Origin of the sequence: Sorangium sp. So ce321, from assembly GCF_051530195.1 — a bacterium.
Classification (GTDB): domain Bacteria; phylum Myxococcota_A; class Polyangia; order Polyangiales; family Polyangiaceae; genus Sorangium.
Map to the genome: position 1 here is coordinate 8042022 of NZ_CP150329.1, position 18587 is coordinate 8060608.

General features: G+C 70.0%; 19 protein-coding genes. 9 read left to right on the forward strand and 10 right to left on the reverse strand.

Features of this window, described 5'->3' with window-relative positions:
* Positions 1-99: 99 nt before the first annotated feature.
* From WME89_RS29465 to WME89_RS29490, 6 genes are all read right to left on the reverse strand, one after another.
* Positions 100-1404, reverse strand: coding sequence for a hypothetical protein (locus tag WME89_RS29465; protein WP_438003021.1), 1305 nt, complete (start codon positions 1402-1404; stop codon positions 100-102).
* Positions 1405-1798: 394 nt separating this feature from the next.
* Positions 1799-2329, reverse strand: coding sequence for a hypothetical protein (locus WME89_RS29470; protein ID WP_438003022.1), 531 nt, complete (start codon positions 2327-2329; stop codon positions 1799-1801).
* A 242-nt stretch (positions 2330-2571) separates the two neighbouring features.
* Complete coding sequence (locus WME89_RS29475; RefSeq protein ID WP_438003023.1) at positions 2572-3294, reverse strand: MBL fold metallo-hydrolase; 723 nt, start codon at positions 3292-3294, stop codon at positions 2572-2574.
* 124 nt (positions 3295-3418) lie between these two features.
* Complete coding sequence (locus WME89_RS29480; RefSeq protein ID WP_438003024.1) at positions 3419-4663, reverse strand: aldose epimerase family protein; 1245 nt, start codon at positions 4661-4663, stop codon at positions 3419-3421.
* A gap of 340 nt (positions 4664-5003) precedes the next feature.
* Positions 5004-6524, reverse strand: a complete 1521-nt coding sequence (locus WME89_RS29485; RefSeq protein WP_438003025.1) for a phospholipase D-like domain-containing protein — start codon at positions 6522-6524, stop codon at positions 5004-5006.
* A 107-nt stretch (positions 6525-6631) separates the two neighbouring features.
* Positions 6632-7450, reverse strand: coding sequence for a transglutaminase domain-containing protein (locus WME89_RS29490; protein ID WP_438003026.1), 819 nt, complete (start codon positions 7448-7450; stop codon positions 6632-6634).
* Between the two features lie 615 nt (positions 7451-8065).
* Here WME89_RS29490 and WME89_RS29495 point away from each other — a divergent pair.
* The 5 genes from WME89_RS29495 (at position 8066) to WME89_RS29515 (ending at position 11178) form a co-directional block, all read left to right on the forward strand.
* Entirely contained in the window at positions 8066-8839 is a 774-nt protein-coding gene (locus WME89_RS29495) for an acyl-CoA desaturase (protein WP_438003027.1), read from the forward strand.
* A 291-nt stretch (positions 8840-9130) separates the two neighbouring features.
* Positions 9131-9379, forward strand: a complete 249-nt coding sequence (locus WME89_RS29500; RefSeq protein WP_437617923.1) for a hypothetical protein — start codon at positions 9131-9133, stop codon at positions 9377-9379.
* Positions 9380-9477: 98 nt separating this feature from the next.
* On the forward strand, positions 9478-9837 hold the full coding sequence (locus WME89_RS29505; protein WP_438003028.1) for a hypothetical protein: 360 nt from the start codon (positions 9478-9480) through the stop codon (positions 9835-9837).
* A gap of 261 nt (positions 9838-10098) precedes the next feature.
* Positions 10099-10710 carry a hypothetical protein gene (locus tag WME89_RS29510; RefSeq protein ID WP_438003029.1) on the forward strand — a complete coding sequence of 204 codons (612 nt, stop codon included), beginning with the start codon at positions 10099-10101 and terminating at the stop codon, positions 10708-10710.
* A 150-nt stretch (positions 10711-10860) separates the two neighbouring features.
* The gene (locus WME89_RS29515) at positions 10861-11178 is read left to right on the forward strand and encodes a putative quinol monooxygenase (protein ID WP_438003030.1); all 318 of its coding nucleotides are present in this window, start codon (positions 10861-10863) and stop codon (positions 11176-11178) included.
* Here the strand turns inward: WME89_RS29515 and WME89_RS29520 are convergent.
* Complete coding sequence (locus WME89_RS29520) at positions 11159-12103, reverse strand: LysR family transcriptional regulator (protein ID WP_438003031.1); 945 nt, start codon at positions 12101-12103, stop codon at positions 11159-11161. The two genes, WME89_RS29515 and WME89_RS29520, sit on opposite strands and share 20 nt — an antisense overlap.
* A 200-nt stretch (positions 12104-12303) precedes the next feature.
* Here WME89_RS29520 and WME89_RS29525 point away from each other — a divergent pair, with 200 nt between their 5' ends.
* A complete protein-coding gene (locus WME89_RS29525; RefSeq protein ID WP_438003032.1) occupies positions 12304-12771 on the forward strand; it encodes a DUF3072 domain-containing protein in 468 nt (155 codons plus the stop codon).
* Positions 12772-12786: 15 nt separating this feature from the next.
* On the opposite strand, the gene WME89_RS29530 is transcribed toward WME89_RS29525, so the two are convergent.
* Entirely contained in the window at positions 12787-13287 is a 501-nt protein-coding gene (locus tag WME89_RS29530) for a hypothetical protein (protein ID WP_438003033.1), read from the reverse strand.
* Positions 13288-13548: 261 nt separating this feature from the next.
* Here WME89_RS29530 and WME89_RS29535 point away from each other — a divergent pair, with 261 nt between their 5' ends.
* Positions 13549-13977, forward strand: a complete 429-nt coding sequence (locus tag WME89_RS29535) for a hypothetical protein (RefSeq protein WP_438003034.1) — start codon at positions 13549-13551, stop codon at positions 13975-13977.
* Between the two features lie 137 nt (positions 13978-14114).
* Positions 14115-15587, forward strand: a complete 1473-nt coding sequence (locus tag WME89_RS29540) for a protein adenylyltransferase SelO (RefSeq protein ID WP_438003035.1) — start codon at positions 14115-14117, stop codon at positions 15585-15587.
* A gap of 75 nt (positions 15588-15662) precedes the next feature.
* Here WME89_RS29540 and WME89_RS29545 read toward each other — a convergent pair whose 3' ends face one another.
* On the reverse strand, positions 15663-16028 hold the full coding sequence (locus WME89_RS29545; RefSeq protein WP_438003036.1) for a hypothetical protein: 366 nt from the start codon (positions 16026-16028) through the stop codon (positions 15663-15665).
* 907 nt (positions 16029-16935) lie between these two features.
* Positions 16936-17433: a hypothetical protein gene (locus WME89_RS29550; RefSeq protein WP_438003037.1), complete on the reverse strand. Its 498-nt coding sequence runs from the start codon at positions 17431-17433 to the stop codon at positions 16936-16938.
* Between the two features lie 607 nt (positions 17434-18040).
* Between WME89_RS29550 and WME89_RS29555 the strand changes: the two genes are divergently transcribed.
* A complete protein-coding gene (locus WME89_RS29555; RefSeq protein WP_438003038.1) occupies positions 18041-18457 on the forward strand; it encodes a hypothetical protein in 417 nt (138 codons plus the stop codon).
* The last annotated feature ends 130 nt before the right edge of the window (positions 18458-18587 follow it).

Sequence of the window (18587 nt, forward strand, 5' to 3'; positions counted from 1 at the left end):
ACCGGGCGCGCCCCGCCGCGGCGACCGGGCGCACCTCACCGCGGCGGAGCGCTCGCGGTCCTCGACGGCGCCAGCGCGCCGCGCCGTTTCATGGGCCGCTCACGCCGCGATCAGCACCCGCTCCGCGTCGCGCCGCGCCGCCGCCCAGGTCTCGTCCCAGGCCGCGTCGGCCTGCGCGCGCGGGAGCTGCCCGAAGGCCAGCGTCTCCCTCGGCTCGCCGTCGACCTCCGCGAGGTCCCCGGGCGGGGCCGGCGCCGGCCCGGTCATGGCGTCGCCGACCGCCTCCCGCACCTCGCGCCCGCCCTCGGCCAGGCAATAGGCGAGCACGCGCCACCCGAGCTCGGCGTGCTGCGCCTCGTCGCGCGCGATCTCCGCGAGCGCCGCCCGCACCCCCGCGTCGGAAGCCCCCGCGAGCGAGCGACGCGCCCGGGCCGCCGCCGCGCCCTCGCCGAGACAGCCGTCGTGCCACGCCTCGAGCGCCATCCGGACGAGCGCCGCCCGCCGATCGGCGTCGCGCGCCGCGGGCGGCGGGAGCAGCGTCGGCGAGAGGCGCCACCCCGCGAGCGAGCTCGCGATCGCGCTGCACCGCGCCGTGTGGCGGACCTCGTCGCCCAGCGCGGCGAGCGCCCGCCCGACCAGCGACGCAGGCGCGCCCACCGCCGCGAGATCCCGCGCGAGCGCGAGGAACGCCGGGATCGAGCCGCACTCGGCCCGCGCGCTGTCCAGCCACGCGCCCGCGAGCGCGGCCCGCGTCGCGCGATCGAGCCGCGCCGGGCGCAGGGCAGCGGGGCCCAGCGCGATCGCGGGCGGGAGCACGACCCCCTCGGCCGTGCGCAGCGGCCTGCCAGCGATGGGACGGGACTGTGCCCCGAAGGGCGGAAGGAAGCGGAGGCCCGTGCCCAGGGTCCCCTCGGGGACGAACGGCTCGCTGGACAGCGGGATGGCCGCGCGCGCGAAGAGATCCAGCCCTACCGGGTTGAACAGCGTGTTGACGACACCGACGTGGAAGCCGTGCTGCCCCGGGAGCTCGTCGCTGTAGCGGCTGCGGTACGTCCAGCCGAGCTCCCCGTCGACGGTGCACACGACATCATCGTGGGCGGTGAGGATCTCGCTGCCGCCGTGGATGCCGATCGCGACGCGGCCGGCCTCGAAATTGAGCCACGTCGCCTGCGCGAACGGACCGAGTCCCTTGGTCGGGCTGTCCCAGCTGTCCTCGAGGAGGGCTGTCGCGCGGAGGTCCACGCCCAGGCCGAAGGCGACCTTCTGGCCGAACGAGAGCGACATGGAGAGCCCGCCCGAGACAGCGAGCTTCTCGTCGGCGCGCGTCTCCCCGGGGAGCGAGAGGAGGGCAGCGACGCCGAGCGCGGCGAGCGCTGGCGGGAGCGCGCGTGAACATGAGGACATGGACACCTCCGAAGCCAGAGCACGGTGAAGGATCGATCTCGGCTCGAAGCTAGCAGAGAGCCCAGGCCGGCACGACGTCGGCTGATGACGGAATGCGGCTATGGGAGGGAGAGAGAGCCTCCGGAGGAATTCCCTCATCTTGAAGCCATTTTCAGCGGGGAAATTGAACAGGGAGGCGGGGAGACAGGGAGTATTCGAAGATTTCCTCCCCGTCTCCCCGCCTCCCTGTGAATTTTCCGAAAGATTTGAGGGGGTGCCTCGCGAGAGCCCCGGAGCGGCGGGTAGGTCCGGTCTCCGTTGGACAGCGGACCAGCGTGTACGCGCCGGCGGCGACGCGGCGTCTACGCTCGCTGGCGGCGACGCGGCGTCCACGCTCGCCGGCGCGACACAGCGCCTACCCTCGCCGGCGGCCGCGCCGCGCGAAGGCGAGGCCGGCGATCGCCGCGACGAAGGCGGCGACGCCGCTCGCCGGCGGGGTCGCGCCGCCAGCGCTGCACCCGATAGCGGCCGGCACATCGCCGCTCGACGCGTCGCCGGCGAGGTCGGAGGCCGGCTCGTCACCCGACAGCACCGGCAAGGCGTCGGGCTCGTGCAGGTCCAGCAGCGCCGCCGGCGCCTGCTCGACCGCCTCGCCGGCGGCGCGCAGCGACTCGCCGTCGATCGGCAGCACCTCGACCACGACCGGCGTGGCGCCGAGCGCCTCGTACCCCTCGAGGTCCGACAGCGCCGCAGCCCGCAGCGCCTCGCGCGACCCCGCGGGGGGCGGCGCGCCGGCCTCCGCGCTCGCGACCTGGAACAGCGCGTTGCCGATGGTCACGTAGAAGCTCCCGTCCAGCCAGCGCCCGTGCCCGAGATCGCTGCTGATCTCCTCGGGCTCGGCGCCCGGCCGGCCGATGTACCGCTTCCCCCCGTTGAGGAACAGCACCTCGCCGTCGTCGCTGATGCCGTCGTGGCCGACCCGACTCCGACGGTGATCTCGGCGTGAGCGGCAGCGGCCGACAGCGACAGGAGCGCTCCAAGGGCGACGCCGATGAAGTTACGAAGATTACGCATGTGTCCTCCCACGTGTAGCCGCTTGGATGCGCGCGCCTCTCTCCATGGTCATGGCGAGCATCCAGGGCTCCGCGCCTGCCGGCCAGGGAGCACGGGCTCAGCAGCGAGCGCCGCTCACGCGTCGCCGGAGAGCGCGCGGGAGAGCTCGCGCAGGAGCGCGGCCCCGTCGCCCTCGTACGCCCGGCCGTGCATGCACGCGAGCAGGCGGGGGGACGTGGCCGCCAGCTTCTCGAGGAGCCGGGGCGCGTCGGGGCCGTGCGCGTAGTAATCCATCGCCCGGCGCATGGCCTCGCTCGGCCCGAGGATGTCGTCGCGCGTGACCGCGGGTTGGCCGGCGCCGGGCTGCGTGAACAGGTCGCCGCAGAGCAGCGTCGCGGTGGACTCCTCGAACAGGTAGCCGCACTCCCAGCCGTGCGGCAGGTGCGGCGCGTCGAGCCAGCGCACCCGGCGCTTGCCCAGCTCGAGGACCTCGCCGTCCTGGAGCGCGCGCGGCGCGCGATCGAACATGTCCGCGTCCACCATCGCGGCGATCCGCCCGCACACAGGCTCCGCCTCCGGGGCGGCGTCGAGCAGCTCGTTCATGGCGCCGCACTCGTCCGACTCGCAGTGGGAGAACGCCACGTAGCGCAGCCGCTCGACCGGCATCACCCGCGCGATCGCCGCGCGCACCGCCGGAAAGAGGCGGCGCGAGCCGGTGTGGAAGAGCAGCGGCGCGTCGTCGACCAAGAGGTACTGGTTGAACGAGAAGGCGGTCTTGCCGGTCCCTACCGGGGTGTGAAGCTGGTAAATCCCCTCGCCCACCTCGGTGACCCGCGTCTCCATCGATGAATCCGCCATCTGCTCCTCCCTCTCGACAGCGCCAGGCGCCGTCGCCGCAGGCTACCACCGATCGCGCCGCGCCTGGCGCCGCCGAGCAGCAGCCGCCCGCAGCCGCGGCGGCGCCAGCGCGGGAGCGGACGAGCTACTCGGCCGTGAACCGGAACATGACCGTCTGCGCGTAGCGCTGCCCGGGCTTGAGGATGACCTCGTCCTTCCAGGCCGGGATGCTGATCGAGCTCGGGAACTTCTGCGGCTCGAGGCAGAAGCCGCCATACTGGTTGTAGACGGCGCCCTTGCCCTTGATCGACCCGTCGAGGTGATTGGCGGTGTAGAACTGCACCCCGGGCTGGTCGGCCTCGACCGTCATCACCCGGCCGCTCTTCGGATCCTTCGCGCGCGCCACCTCGCGGAGCTTGTGCGGATCGCCGTTGACGACGAAGTTGTGATCGTAGCCGCCCGGCTTGCCGCCCAGGGCCTTCAGGTCCTTGCCGATCGGCTTGGCCGCGGTGAAGTCGAGCGGCGTCCCCTTCACCGGCTTGATCTGCCCGGAGGGCACGAGCGTGGCGTCGAACGGCGTGTAGCTGTCGGCGTGCAGCGTCAGCTCCTGGTCGACGACGGAGCCCGAGCCGTGCCCTCCGAGGTTCCAGTAGCTGTGGTGGGCCATGTTGACGATCGTCGTCTTGTCGGTCGTGGCCGACATCTCGATCCTGAGCTCGTTCTTGTTGGTGAGCGTGTAGATCGTCGTCGCGTTGACGGTGCCGGGGAACCCCTCTTCCCCGTCCTTCGACACGTACGTGAGCTTGAGCGCGGGGCCGTCCGGCGTCTCGGTCGCTTCCCCGTCCCAGACGACCTTGTCCCAGCCCTTCTTGCCGCCGTGCAGCGTGTTGGCGCCGTTGTTCGCGGAGAGCTTGTACGTCTTGCCCTCGAGCTGGAACTGCGCGTTCTTGATGCGGTTGGCGACCCGGCCGATCGTCGCCCCGAAGAACGGGCTGTTCTTCAGGTACCCGTCGAGGTTGTCGTAGCCGAGGACGATGTCGTCGAGCTTCCCTGCCTTGTCGGGGACGTGGAGCTCGGTGACCGTCGCGCCGTAGGTCATCACCTTCGCGACGAGGCCGTTCGCGTTCGTGAGCGTGAAGAGGACGACCTCCTTGCCGTCGGCGTTGCCGAACGGCGCCCTGGAGACGGGAGCAGGCTTTGCGCTCGCGGCCTCACCGCCGGCGGGCCCGGGCGTGGCCGCCGGGGCCGGCGCGGGTGCGGCCGGCGCGGGCGCCTCCGTCGCTGGGGGCGGCCCTCCCGCAGGAGGCGCGTCGACGGCCTGCGCGCCGCCGCAGGCGCACGCGAGCCACGCCGTCATCGTCAACCCGAGCCACGATCTCATTCGATTCATCGCCATGCTGTTCCCTCCGCGAGGATCGCCTCGCCCCGATGGTGAGATGCCTCCCTACCAGATCGATGCGGGCGCAGCCTACACGAAACCGCCGCAGTCCTCGCCCTTGTGGCGCAGGCGCACGAGCTGCTCTGCGAGCGACGTTTGAAGCGCGAACAGAGGTCCGCGGAGTCGTCAGGCAGCTTCTTCCATGCCATCCGATCTCCCTGAAAAGCCAAGCTTATCAACAACGTATCCATGCATCGAAGCGGCGGCGACGACATCACCTGCTCCTGGGTACCCCGCCGCCCCGCGCGCGCAGGGTCCTCCGCGCCCGCCTCGGGTCGCTCCCCGCCGCGGGCTACTTCCTGTCGTCCCGGTGGCTCACGAGCCGCCGCCACAGGGCGCCGAGGCCGTGGGCGAAGTTCGTGCGATCGTCCTCCTCGTCCTCGATGGCATCCGGGTCGAACGGCAGCGTCTGCGGGTCGACCACCGCCAGGGCCGCGCGCTGCGTCTCGTCCGGCGACGGGTGGATCCGGAGCCGCCCGTCGCGCCGGCGCGCGCGGTCGTCGAGCTCGGCCACGAGGTCCGCGCCGCAGGAGAGATCGTCGACCCCGAGGTGCTCGGCCATCAGGCCGAGCCGCGCCGCGCAGATCGAGCGGCCGAGCGCGTCGCCAGGGTCCTCCGTCTCGAAGGACGCATTGAGCTCCGTGTCGACAGCGCAGCTCCGGTTCGTGAGGTTGGCCGAGCCCACGTTGAAGAAGCGGTCGTCGACGATCATCACCTTGGAGTGGATATACGTGGCGCGCGGGGGGTCGCCCTCGCCCTCGTGCCACGGCACCGTGTAATAGATGCCGAGCGCGTTGCCGGTCCCCTCCGCCGCCTTGCGGAGGTCGTCGATGACCTTCGCCTGCGCGAGCCCGACCGCTATCTCTTCCTTCAGCGTCTCCGCGCGCATGTTGAGCACGACGACGACCTGGAGCGGCGACCCGCCGCCCCGGCGCAGGCGCCGGATCAGCGCCTCGCTCACCTCGCGCGAGCTGAAGTACTGCGTCTCGATGTAGATCGACCGCTCGGCGCCGGCGATCGCGTCGAGGTAGAGGTCGCAGACCTCGCGGCAGCCCTCCGTCCCGGTGGGCGCGCCGCGCGGGTCGGTCCGGCTCAGCGCCACGCGCCCGGAAGCGAGCGGCACCGCGTCGTCCGGCGCGTACTCGTCCCCGAACGTCGACCCCTCGGCCGCGGAGAGCTCGAGCGGCTCACCGCAGGCGGCGCTCCAGCGCGCCGTGAAGAGCTCCGCCAGGCTCTCGCTGACCTCTCGGCCGTGGAGGTAGGCCTGGACGTCGTGGAAGGGTTTGTGCGGCTCGCCGCGGCTGAGGCGGAGCGGGTTCTTCTCCAGGTGCCGCCGCGTGTCCCAGCGGTCATTGCAGAGGTCGAGCCCCCCGAGGAACGAGAGCTCGCCGTCGATGACGGCGAACTTCTGGTGATGACAGCCCCTGTCGACATGGTTGCTGTCGAAGCGGAAGCGCAGCCGCTCGCTCGTCGTCCACTCGAAGACGATCTTCTGGAGCCACTCGCGCTCGATCGCGAAGACCACGTGAAAGTCCCAGGCGAGGATGTAAATCTGAAGCTCGGGCGTGCGCTCGCACAGGCTGTTCAGGAACTTGAGCAGCGTGACCGGCTCGGGCGCGCCCTCCGCGTCCTCCCCGCGGAGCAGGCAGGCGTCGCTGTCGAACTGCCAGCCCGAGAGCAGGATGTAACGGCGCGCCCGTCGCGCGGCGTCGTAGAAGGCTCGGTAGTAATCGGAGCCATCGATGAGCAGCCCGGCGTTTCGCACCGGCCGCTCGCACCAGAAGTTCCGCCCCGGAGAGAGGATGCGCGGCATGCGCCTCCATACCCAGATCGCCGCGCGGATGCCACGCCGGCGAGCGGTCCGGCCGCCGGCGCGCCGGGAGCGCCCGGGGCCGCGGCGTCCGGCCCGACGGAGGCCAGCTAAACGAGCGGACCCACGACCTCGTCCGTCCGCACGCGGAAGCTCTTCAGCGTGTTCGGGCCGAAGGTCGTGGTGATCGCCACGTCGGCGGCGTCGCGCCCGCGGGCGATCAGCACGCGCCCGATGCGAGGCACGTTGTTCCGCGCGTCGAACGTGTGCCACTCGCCGCCCACAAAGACCTCGAACCAGCCGGAGAAGTCCATCGGCCCGTGGGGAGGTGGAACGCCTATGTCGCCCAGGTAGCCCGTGCAGTACCGGGCCGGGATGTTCATGCAACGGCAGAGCGCGATCGCGAGGTGCGCGTAATCCCTGCAAACGCCCTTCCGATCGTTGAAGACCTCCCACGCGGTCTTGGTCGGGCTCGCGAACTCGTAGCCGAAGGCGATGTGCCGGTGGACGAAGTCGCAGATCGCCTGCACGCGACCCCAGCCGGTGGGCGCCTTGCCGAACAGGCCCCACGCCGCCTCCGAGAGGCGATCCGTCTCGCAGTACCGGCTGCCCAGCAAGAACACGAGCGTCTCCTCCGGCAGCACCTCCACCGGGTGCTGCTCGGCCGACGGAACGATGCGGTCCGGCGCGCCCGTGTCGTTCACCACCGCGTCGGCGGAGATCCGCAGCTCACCCGCTGGCGCGACGATACGGCTGCACCAGTTGCCAAAAGCGTCCCGGTAGGACCGGACCGGGATCGACGGGCTGATGAGCATGTGATCGGGGCGCACCAGATCCGATACCCGCGAGTAATGGATGCTCAGCGTCAGGATCACCGGCGTGGGTTGTGGAAATTCGTAGACCAGCTCGTAACCTACGCGGATCTGCATGCGTTCACCTCGACGTGATGGCGCGGTCCATGTGGCGAGCAGGCACCCTGCCCTGGCGCGCCCGGGCCGCCGCGCGACGTCCGCTCCGCGCCAGCGCCTCCGCCGCGACGGAGCGGCCGGACGTCAACCCTTCTCGAGGTCGGCGAGCCCCCGCCGGTCGTGTGACGCCGCCGAGAGCACCTGAACCCCGGGCGCGACAGAACCAGTGATGCACGCTCACGCGGTTTACCGGGTCATCCTGCGCGCAAGGTGCGAGTATGTCAAGAACGATTCGTTGCCGCTGGCGGTCATTCTCTGGATCGCCGACCTGTGCCGTGGACGAGCGGCCCTCGATCGGGCAGCGCCGACGGGGACAGCGCACGCGACCGCGAGGGTGGGCAGAAGCAAGCAACATGGCGGCTCGATGAAGCGTTCTGTGAACGCGTCCTGTGAAGCGTTCTGTGAAGCGTCCTGTGAAGCGTCCTGTGAAGCGTTATGTTTCAGGCCGATGAACGGCTCGTCTCCAACGGAATCGAGCGACATGGGACGTATTCGCGCGAAAAGCGCGGACCTGCGCTCTCGAATCGTGACCGTGCGCTGACGGTGCGCCCCCGCACGATCGAAGTATGAAGGGTCATGGAATTCGTCGTCATCCTGATCGCCCACTCCACACTATCGGTCTTTTTCCAGACCTTCTTCCTGCACCGGTACGCCTCGCATCGCATGTTCACGATGTCGAAGCGCTGGGAACGGATCTTCCATTTCCTCACCTACGTCACGCAGGGCTCCTCGTACCTTGTGCCCCGGGCGTATGCGATCTTGCACCGCATGCACCATGCGTACAGCGACACGCCGAAGGACCCGCACTCGCCGCGTTACTACGCGGGACCAGCCTCGATGATGCTGTCCACCGCGAAGCGCTACGACGCCATCTGCGACGGCACGGCCGAGGTGGAGCCGCGCTTTCTCGGCGGCTACCCCGAGTGGCCCACGCTCGACCGCATCGGCAACTCGTGGATCAGCCGCCTCGCCTGGGGGACGGGCTACGCGCTCTTCTACATCGCGTTCGCCACGCAGTGGTGGCAGTTCCTCTTCGTCCCGCTCCACTGGACGATGGGACCGCTTCACGGCGCCATCGTGAACTGGTGCGGCCACCGCTACGGTTACCGCACGTTCAACAGCGATGATGACTCGCGCAACACGTTGGCCCTCGACGTCGTGACGCTGGGCGAGCTCTTCCAGAACAACCACCACAAGTACGCGCAGAGCCCGAACTTCGCCGTGCGCTGGTTCGAGATCGACCCGGCGTACCAGGTCATCCGCGTGTTCGCCTGGATGGGCATCGTGCAGATGCCCGAGCGGCGCCAGGTCGCCCGCCTGGATACAGGGACCGCCGGGGTCGAGGGCTGAGCGCCCCTGCCCGAACGCGACATTTCTCGCGAAGTCCGGGGACCAACATCGAGGAAAACCGCCGCACCAGCGAAATCGGCGCGTTCTTCGCTGATAAACGTGGTGACGCCGCCCCTTTTTCTGCTATACATTTGCGTACACACAGTGAAGTTGTTGGCGATGCCGCCTGGCGTATGGGCCAGGCCTGGCAAGCGTCGCCTTCGAGGCGCTACCGGGCTCGAGCGCCGTTCCCGCCGTGCCCGTTGCTCCCGCGCCGCCGGCTCGCGTGCCCGGCGCAGAGAGGTACAGACCATGAATGAGAGCTTGTCTCGGATGGTGGACGGCGTGGAGCAGCGGCTCTGCTGGCGGTTCCAGGTGCATGGGCGGAGCGATGTCACGTACGAGCCGGCGAGCGGCCAGCGCGGCCCGTTCGATCGCGACAGGCAGCGGCACCTCAGGACGGGCGAGACGTTTCAGCGGCTGGACCGCTCGGGCTGCCCCCGCAAGTACAACGGGCTCGTCTGGCAGCCGAAGAGCTCGATTTCCGGCCTCGGTCCTTGAGCGCCGTGCTCCATGAGAGCGCGGCCGCCAGGCCGTCCCGGAACGACATATCACCCGGGCCACACGCAAAGGCCCTCCACGGAGTCATTCGTCCCGCCATGTCCATATCATCCCAGAAGCCAGTCGCCTCCGCCCTGCTGCTCGCCACCGCCGCCCTCCTCAGCTTCCGCGCCACGACGCGCGACCGGAGCGGCTCGACGCTCGGCGTGCTCGTCAACGCGTCCGGCGCTCCGCAGCACCTCGTGATCGAGTCGGCCGGCGCCGACGGCACCTGGACGCTCCGCAGCGAGCTGCCCACCGGCCGTGCCTCCTTCCTCCTGTACGAGAGCGCCGCCAACGTGCTGCGCGGCGGAAACCTGAGTGACGACGGGAGCATCGCCTACCAGGGAGCGTCGTACGTCATCGAATCGTCGATCGACGGGAGCACCCGTACCGCGAAGGTGAGCGGCAGCGTCTGACCGGCTGCTGCGGGGCCCTGCCGCCGGCGAGCCGAGCGCGCGAGCCCAGCGCAGACCTCGACGGCGGGCCGTCCTGCTCGCCGGTGATCACCGCACCAGCCGCCGGGGAGCCTCCAGCGCGCCCGGCGCCCGGCCCACCGGGCAGAGCACCTGCGACACTTCCCCACGGTACCTGAGGGGCCGTGACCGGACTGCCGGACTCCGCAGCTCGACGGACGGTTGACGCGGGGGGGAGCGATGCCATCCAATGCAAGAATGCCCTTGCGCCATCGGTGTCTCGCGCTCGTCGCCCTGCCCGCTGCGACTGCCGCGCTGAGCGCGGCGTGCAGCTTCCCGGACGTGGTCTTCACCGATCCGTCGAGCGCTGGAGGTGGCGGCGCGAGCGCCACCGCGTCGTCGGACGCGGCGGGAGGCGGCGGGGACACGGCGGCCTCGGGCGGCGGCGGGAGCGGCGGGAGCGGCGGGAGCGGCGAGGCGACCTCTAGCTCGGGCGGCGGCGGGAGCGGCGGGGCGACCTCGGGCACGGGCGGCGGCGGGGGCGTCAACTGCGACGTGGACGGCGATGGCTACCCGTCGACCGGGTGCGAGGGCGGCACCGACTGCAACGACGACAACGCGGACGTCCACCCCGGCCAGCCCAACACGTTCCACGATAAGCCCATCCGCCCTGACGGCGGCTTCGATTACGACTGCAGCGGTGAGGAGGAGCCGCAGATCCCCTCCGTCTACTGCCAGGCTGGCGGGCCATGTCGGGACGCGTCCAACGTGTACCTGCTGGACGTCGCGTGCGGTGATCCAGGCCCGGTCGGCAGCTGCAATCTCCTCTGCCAGCAAGACGTCATGTATGACGGCCTCAAGAGGGCCTGTCACTGAGGTCAGCCGCGCCGCGCGGGCGCTGCGGGCCGGTCATCGACGCCGCGGATGGATCCATCCACAACGTCGATTGGTGAAGCGACCCGGCCGTCGTCACAACACTCCTCACGAAGCGCGGCGCGCCGTGCGCCGCCAGACAAGGAGACACTCATGACGACCACCCACATCCCTGCCGTGACCCGCTCTCTCCTGGTTCGGATCGAGGCGAAGCCCGGCAAGGAGGGCGAAGTCGAGGCCTTCCTCCGCGGCGCCATCGCCCTCGCCGTCGAGGAGCAGCGGACAATCCACTGGTTCGCCCTGCGGCTCGGCCCGTCGACCTTCGGTGTCTTCGACACCTTCGCCGGCGAGGAGGGCCGCAAGGCGCACCTCGAGGGCCCCATCGCGGCCGCGCTGATGGCCAAGGCGCCCGAGCTGCTCGCGGCGGCGCCCGTCATCGAGCGCGTCGACATCATCGCCGCGAAGCCCTGACGCCGCCCCCGGGAGGGCGCCTGGGCGGCGCGTCGCCGGCCCGCCCGTCGGGGCCGGCGGCGCGCGCGAGCAGCGTGTCCCAGAACAGCTGGAGCGCCGATGTCGGCGTGCGATCCCCCGAGCGTACCAGCGCGATCGTGCGCTGGAGCGCCGGGTCGACGAGCGGCCGCCGGGGAGCGTCGGAGAGCAGCACCGAGTGCTCCGGCATGAAGGCGAAGCCGAGGCCCGCGTGGACGAGGCTCTGGACCCAGTCCTCGCGTTCGGTCCTGTACGCCGCATACAGCGCCACGTCGCGCGCCGCGCACGCGGCCGTCACCGACTCGCGCATCTCGCAGGCGAGCCGGTCGAGGTACGGCTCTCCGCGCAGATCCTCGAGCCGGAGCGCCTCGCGCGCCTCGAGGCGATGGCCGGGCGGGAGGACGACGACGTACCGCTCGTCGTAGATCGGGGTGACGACGAACGACGCAGGGACGGCGCCTCCGACGCTCGTGATGACGACGTCGACCTCGGCCTCCTCCAGGCGCCGCAGGATCTCGGCCTGCACGGCCACCGAGATCTCCAGCTCCACCCCCGGCGCCGCGACGCGGAACGCCGCGAGCGCCCGCGCGAGCCGCGCCGGCCCGATGGTGCACAGGACGCCGACGCGGAGCGGGACCTGCTTGAGGCGCCGGTGGTTGTCCGCGATCACCTGCACGGCCTGCGTCTCGTCGTGGAGCCGCTGGAAGCGAGGCAGCACGTGCTGCCCGAGCGCCGTCAGCTTCGCGCCGCCGCGCTCGCGGAGCAGGAGCGCGCCGCCAAGCTCCTCCTCCAGCTTCTTGATCGCCGCGGTGAGCGCCGGCTGCGAGATCGCGCAGCGCTCCGCCGCGCGGGTGAAGCTGCGCGTCTCGGTGACCGCCAGGAAGTAGCGGACCTGATGCATCTCCATGGCGCGCATCTTCACCCGGCCCCGGCGCCCGCGCCCCGACATCATCGCGTCGCCGGCGTCCCCTCCTCCCACAATGTGCGCTCACGCGGGCTCTCTGGGCTCGAGCCGCGCGCGGGGCCTGTGGAGCGCGCGCTGAGCCTCGCAGGCAGCGTCGTCGTCGCGGGCTTGCCACGCGGTCTCCTGGGATTAGGAAGCAGGATATGAGCGCGAAGCAAGACCAGCAGGCGGCCGGCCCCAGCGCCGCGGGTCGGCCGGACGAGCAGCGGCCGTCGAACGCCCAGAAGGATCCTCGGGACTGGAAGACGGGCGACGAGCCGATGACCGGCGCGCAGGCCTCGTACCTGCACACGCTCGCCGAGCAGCAGGGCGAAGAGGTCCCCGACGACCTGACCAAGGCGGAGGCGTCCGAGAAGATCGATGAGCTGCGGGGCGCCACGGGCGTCTCCGGCGGCGCGAAGGGCGCTGCCGGCGTGGAGAACACGCGCAAAGATCCGGAGCACTGGAAGACGGGCGACGAGCCGATGACCGGCGCGCAGGCCTCGTATCTCCAGACGCTCTCCCAGGAGGCAGGCGTGGAGTTCGACCCGGGCCTGACCAAGGCGGAGGCGTCGAAGCGCATCGACGAGCTGCAGGCGAAGACCGGCCGCGGGCAGGCGCAGCGGGAGTGACCGGAGGGGCGCCTGTCAGCCCGGCGGGAGCAGGGCGAGCAGCGCCCTGGCGGCGACCTTCTTGTCGAGGACAAGCACGCTCCGGATCAGCCTTGCGCCCCCCGTGAGCTTCTCGCCCAGCGCCTCGCCCGCGATGTCGAGCCGGCAGGCCAGGAGGCGCTGCGGGTAGCGGGAGAGGAGCGCGTCGCAGTCGCGGTAGAAGCGGGTGCTGCCGTCGTTGGCGAGAAAGAGGATGCGAGACGCGCGGGCGTTCTGCGGGCTCTCCGGGGCCCTCCTGGCCGCGGCGTCCAGCCCCTTCTGCTCGCCGGCGAGCCGCTCGGCGATGAGCTCGAGGCCGTGGCAGGCGTGCTCGGCCGCGAGCGCGCCGCGGAGCTCCGCGGCCAGCGCGTCGGTCATCGGGAGAGTCGCCACCTGGTTCCGACCGCTCTCCCACAGCAGACCTGCGTGCTTCGTGAGGAGCTCGGACACCGCGTCATGGCGCGGATCGGCGACGAGATCTTTCGGCAGCTTGAGCACAGGCACCTCTGCGCGCACTCTACCAGACATACCCGGCCCTCGGCGACGACCGCCGCGCCGGCGGGCCTCCCCCGAGCCGCGCGCGGTGCGTGCCGCGTGCCGCGTGCGCCCTGCGAGCGAGCCGAGGCGGTGCGCCCGGCGCGCTCCAGGCCAGGCGCCGGGCGCGACGCTCTTTCACGGCGGGCGGCGAGCACGGCAGCCAGCGAGCTCACCTGCCGGCGCCGCGCGCGCGTGGCATGCTGGAGCCCCCGAGGGAGCTCCATGCGACAATTCTCCATCTCCTGTTTGCTGGCAGCGTGCCTGTCGAGCTGCACGTCCGCGCCGCCGTCCACGCCCGGCGAGGGATCTGTCGAGGGGCCGCTGCCCTCCGCGGCGTCGTGCCCGGGTGAGAAGCTCGCCTTCACCAGGGAAACGGGGTGCGTGAACGATGGGTCCGTGGAGTTCTGCCTGCCGGCGGGCGACGAGGCGCTCCTCGCCCGCGTGCGGGACATCGCGCCGACGGTCGAGGCGAGCTCGGGCAGAGGCCGCGCCAGCTGCGATGTGCCCGCGGAGACGCTGTACCTCTTCCCCACGGGAGACGCCGAGTGCACCGAGCGCCATGGCGCGCTCGAGGACGCGGCGTGGGACAAGGTCTGCCGCATCGCCGCGCTGCCCGAGGTCCGGGCGGTCGTGCCGACGTGGTACGAGTGACCGGGGCGGGAGGCTGCTGCGCTCGTCCGAGTGACTGGTTGATTGATTGCCGGGCGGCGCGGGCGCGCGGAGTGATGTTGATGTAAAACGTCGGCTCGCATGATGCTGCTGGATCCCCCGCGCCACGAGGTTCACGGATGAATTTTGCTTTCGACAACACCTATGCCCGGCTCCCGGACCGCTTCCACGCGCGCGTCTCCCCTGCCAGGGTGCGCGAGCCGCGCGTCGTGAAGGTCAACCGCGCGCTCGCGGAGCTGCTCGGGCTCGACGCGGATCGGCTCGCCTCGGCGGACGGGGCCCAGGTGCTCGCGGGCAACACGCTGCCCGAGGGCGCGGAGTCGATCGCGCTCGCGTACGCGGGGCACCAGTTCGGCAGCTTCGTGAGCCAGCTCGGGGACGGCCGGGCCATCCTGCTCGGCGAGGTCGTCGGCAAGGACGGCAAGCGGCGCGACATCCAGCTCAAGGGCGCGGGGCGGACGCCTTTCTCGCGCGGCGGGGACGGGCGCGCCGCGCTCGGGCCGGTGCTGCGCGAGTACGTCGTGAGCGAGGCGATGGCGGCGCTCGGCGTGCCGACGACGCGCGCGCTCGCCGCCGTGACCACGGGCGAGCCGGTCTACCGCGAGGAGGTGCTCCCGGGCGCGGTGCTCACGCGCGTGGCCGCGAGCCACATCCGCGTGGGCACGTTCCAGTTCTTCGCCGCGCGGGGCGACCGCGAGGCGCTGGCCACGCTCGCCTCGTACGCGCTCTCGCGGCACTACCCCGAGGCGGTGGGCAGCGGCAACGACGCGCTGGCGCTGCTCGATCGCGTCATCGCGGCGCAGGCGAGCCTCGTCGCGCGCTGGCTCGGCGTCGGCTTCGTGCACGGCGTGATGAACACCGACAACACGTCGATCTCCGGCGAGACCATCGACTACGGGCCTTGCGCGTTCCTCGACGAGTACGATCCCGAGAAGAAGTTCAGCTCGATCGACCGGGGCGGCCGCTACGCTTTCGGGAACCAGCCGGGCATCGCGCAGTGGAACATGGCGCGGCTCGCCGAGGCGCTCTTGCCGCTCCTGGCCGGCGACGAGAAGGAGGCCGTCCGGGTGGCGACCGAGCGCGTGCAGAGCTTCACCGGGCTGTTCGTGGAGGCGCACGAGCGCGTCCTGCGCGCCAAGCTGGGGCTCGTGCGCGAGGAGGACGAGGACCTCGCCCTCGCCGCCGATCTGCTGGATCGCCTCGCGTCGAACCGCGTCGATTACACGGTCTTCTTTCGCGGGCTCTGCGCCTCCGCGGCCGACTCCGCGGCGGACGCGAAGCTGGCGTCGCTGTTCGCGGAGCCCGGCGCCTTCCGCGACTGGGCCGAGGGGTGGCGCCGGCGGCTCGCCCGGGAGGACGTCTCGCCCGAGGCGCGCGCGAGCGCGATGCGGAGCGTGAACCCCGCGTTCATCCCGCGCAATCACCGGATCGAGGAGCTCATCCAGGCTGCAGTTCTCCGCGACGACTTCGGGCCGTACGAGACGCTCGTGCAGGTGCTCTCGCGGCCGTACGACGATCAGCCGGAGTTCGCGCACCTGAGCGAGCCCCCGCAGCCGGAAGAGCGCGTTCAGTACACGTTCTGCGGGACGTGACGGCTGTCGGTGGCCAGACGTCTGGCTGTCGGTGGCCAGACGTCTGGCTGTCCGTGGCCAGACGTCTGGTACTGGTCAATTTAGAGCAAACGGCTCCTGACCACCGGGCTCGCCACTGTCCCGCCGGCCGAAGAGATCGTCCTCCGCGCGCCACCCTTCGGCCTGCATGTACATGATGTGCGCCAGGCGCGCTCTTGGAGGAACGACGTAAACCTTGTAGTCCTCCTCGTCGTCGGGCAGCGGGGCGAGTTGAATCATGTCGTCCTCCTCGTCCTCCTGCAGGTAGACGTACACCTCGCCGCGCGCGTCGTAGTGCTCGACTCCGGTCACGAGCCGCTCGCGGTCCGCAAGGAAGACCGAGCCCACAGCGGGCTCCTCGTCGAGCTCCACCAGCTTGGTGATGGTAGACTCGAAGAGACGAAGGATGAGGCGCACGCGCATGCGGCCAGGCTACCACGGGCCCAACGCGTGCTGACAGCGCTCGCTCAAACAGGCCGTAACAGCGCGTCTCAGCTGCAACAGCGTCCGTCCTAGCTGCACCGAAGCGCCATGAAACCTAGAGCGACAAACGGGTTGAAACCCCCGAAAAAAAGCAGGAATTTCACAGGGAGGCGAGGAGGCGGGGAGCGAGAGACGGCGAGAGGGAGAGATTCTTTTTCTTCTTCCTCCCCGCCTCCCCGCCTCCCTGTGAAAATTCTCCGGGTTTCAACATGATTGGTGTTCTAGGCGTTTCGTGTGCGGCTACTAGAATAGCGAGGGATGAGCCGCCAGGACCTACCTACGATAGACCCACCGCCCTTCTGCTTCCTCGCCGAGGATGGCCATTGGCATGCAACCCGAGGATCCGGTCATTGTCCAAGCGGGGACTTCTGGTGCAGGCGCGGAGCTCTATGGTGGCCGGCCTGCGCATGGCATGAGCCGGACGCTCGTCAGGTCCAGGTGCTGACAATGCCGGAAAGAAGGCAGCCAACCTGCGCCGAGTGCTGCGGGGCGGTGTTCGCGTCGCGTGCCGAGCGCGACCTGAGGGGAATGCCCGACCTTTGACTACGGATGGCCATGCAGCCGGCGCCCACCAGGCAGGATTAGCAGGGAGACGCAGGCGATCCGCCAGCAGGACTGACCAGCGGGGGGCCGCGTCGGCTCGACGTGAGCCCGAGCGCATGGACGCGTCAAGTGGCCCCAATGCAGGTTTCGAGGGGCCCAGATGCAAGATTCACATGGCGATTTGGGCCACCACCAGACGTCTGGCTGTCCGTGGCCAGACGTCTGGCTGTCCGTGGCCAGACGTCTGGTAGTGGTCAATTTTGACCAACCGGACCCGTGCGATCTTGACGGCAGAACCGCTCGTCTACAGCCACTCGTGGTTCCCGTCTGCGTCTACCTGATACACCGGCACCGGCTTCCCCTCGCGGACCCGAACGACTCTGGCGATACAGTCCTCATCCGCGGCCAGCCTGTCCGCTCTGTGAAGCGCTCCAGCAAGCCCTCCCAGCGGCCGCACGTGTACCCGCTCATGGGTACTCCGCCTCCTATCACCGTCCTTGCGCACCAGTTCGTTGACGTACTCATCGCCTGGGCGGGGCCAGTGGTCAGCCGCAACGGGAACGTGTTTCGGCGAGAGGACCGTCCACCCCTCGGGGTGCAGGTACACCAACCTCCTTTCGGGATCGATGGCGCCCACGCGGGCCATGTGACCGTTTGGCTGGCGAACGAGGACCCTGTCGTCTACCACGCGGACCTCATCCGGCCCCTTGTTGCCAGTGATCTTCCAAATTTCGTCATTGTGCAGGACCCGGTCCGGATCTGCGGCGTGTTCATTGATGCCCGAATGTGTTCGTTGATGCATCAGATCCGACTCGCACTGCCCTCGTACCGTCGTCAAGTGCGATCGCGATGCAATGCAAACAGGATCCCGGGACCGCCGACCCGGCGACGCTCGCCGTCTGTGCTTCAGTTCGGCTCTGCCGGTTCATCCTCGCCCTGCCGGTCGATCTGATGCCGCAACCACGTCGTGAGTGCGGGCTCCTCCTCTACCTCCCATCCGTCCCGCTTCATCAGATCTATGTAGGCAAGGTGGGTAGCGGTCGCCGGAGCGGCGCGTGAACGGCGAGCTGACCGGGCGGTGCATGCGCACACATGGACTGCCGTGGCCCACAACCGCGCACACCAACTTGCTGCCCGGCACGATTCTACTTGACGGTCATATACGCGCGTATATACTAAGAAATTTTGGGTCCGGGGCTTGCATTTGTCCAGCCAGATCCATCTTCCCTCTCGCAGGCGGAGATCGCTGCTCCTACGTGTAGGAGCCAGTATCCGTTCCGCCTTCTCGACGCGCTTTCTGAGCGTGCGGCTGCGTCCAGTCCGCGAGCGCGTCGACGATCGCGGCTCGGCATTCAGCCGAGTCCGCAACGACAGTGACGCCATTATGGCGTCATGTGGGAGAGGTGCGCATGGTTGGTGTTGATGAGCGTGTGATGCAGGGGTTTTATCTTCCAGCCGAGAAGGGCGACTACTCGTTAGCCGCGACGTTGCTTGGCCGCGTCGCCCATGCGGTCCTGGCTCGCGCGAAAGCCAACGGAAACGACAAGGTGACGTGCTCGACAGCGTGCGACACTCGCGATCTCGCAGACGTCGACCGCACCTTACCGTGCGCGATCTTCTACCTCAACGAGGATGACAGAGAGAAGGCGTGGCACATGTCCGCCGGCCGCGTGATCTCGGATTCGAGCGAGCGAGACCCTGAGAACGAATGGTGCATCTGCTACGCCAACAGCGGCGTAGCGTACGTGCCCAAGCTCATCACCGAGGACATCGTGCAAGCCCTCGCCGAACGCCTGGCGCCGTTCCTGGCCAAGGTACCTTCCTGACGCTGGAACGATAGAACGCGCCGTGCTCGCATGCGGCGAGGCTACCACGGGCCCGCTGAGGTCCGGAGGCCTCGCCTCGTCAACAGAGCAACCAAGCCTGTAAACAGGCTGCGATCGCGTGCGCCGGCTG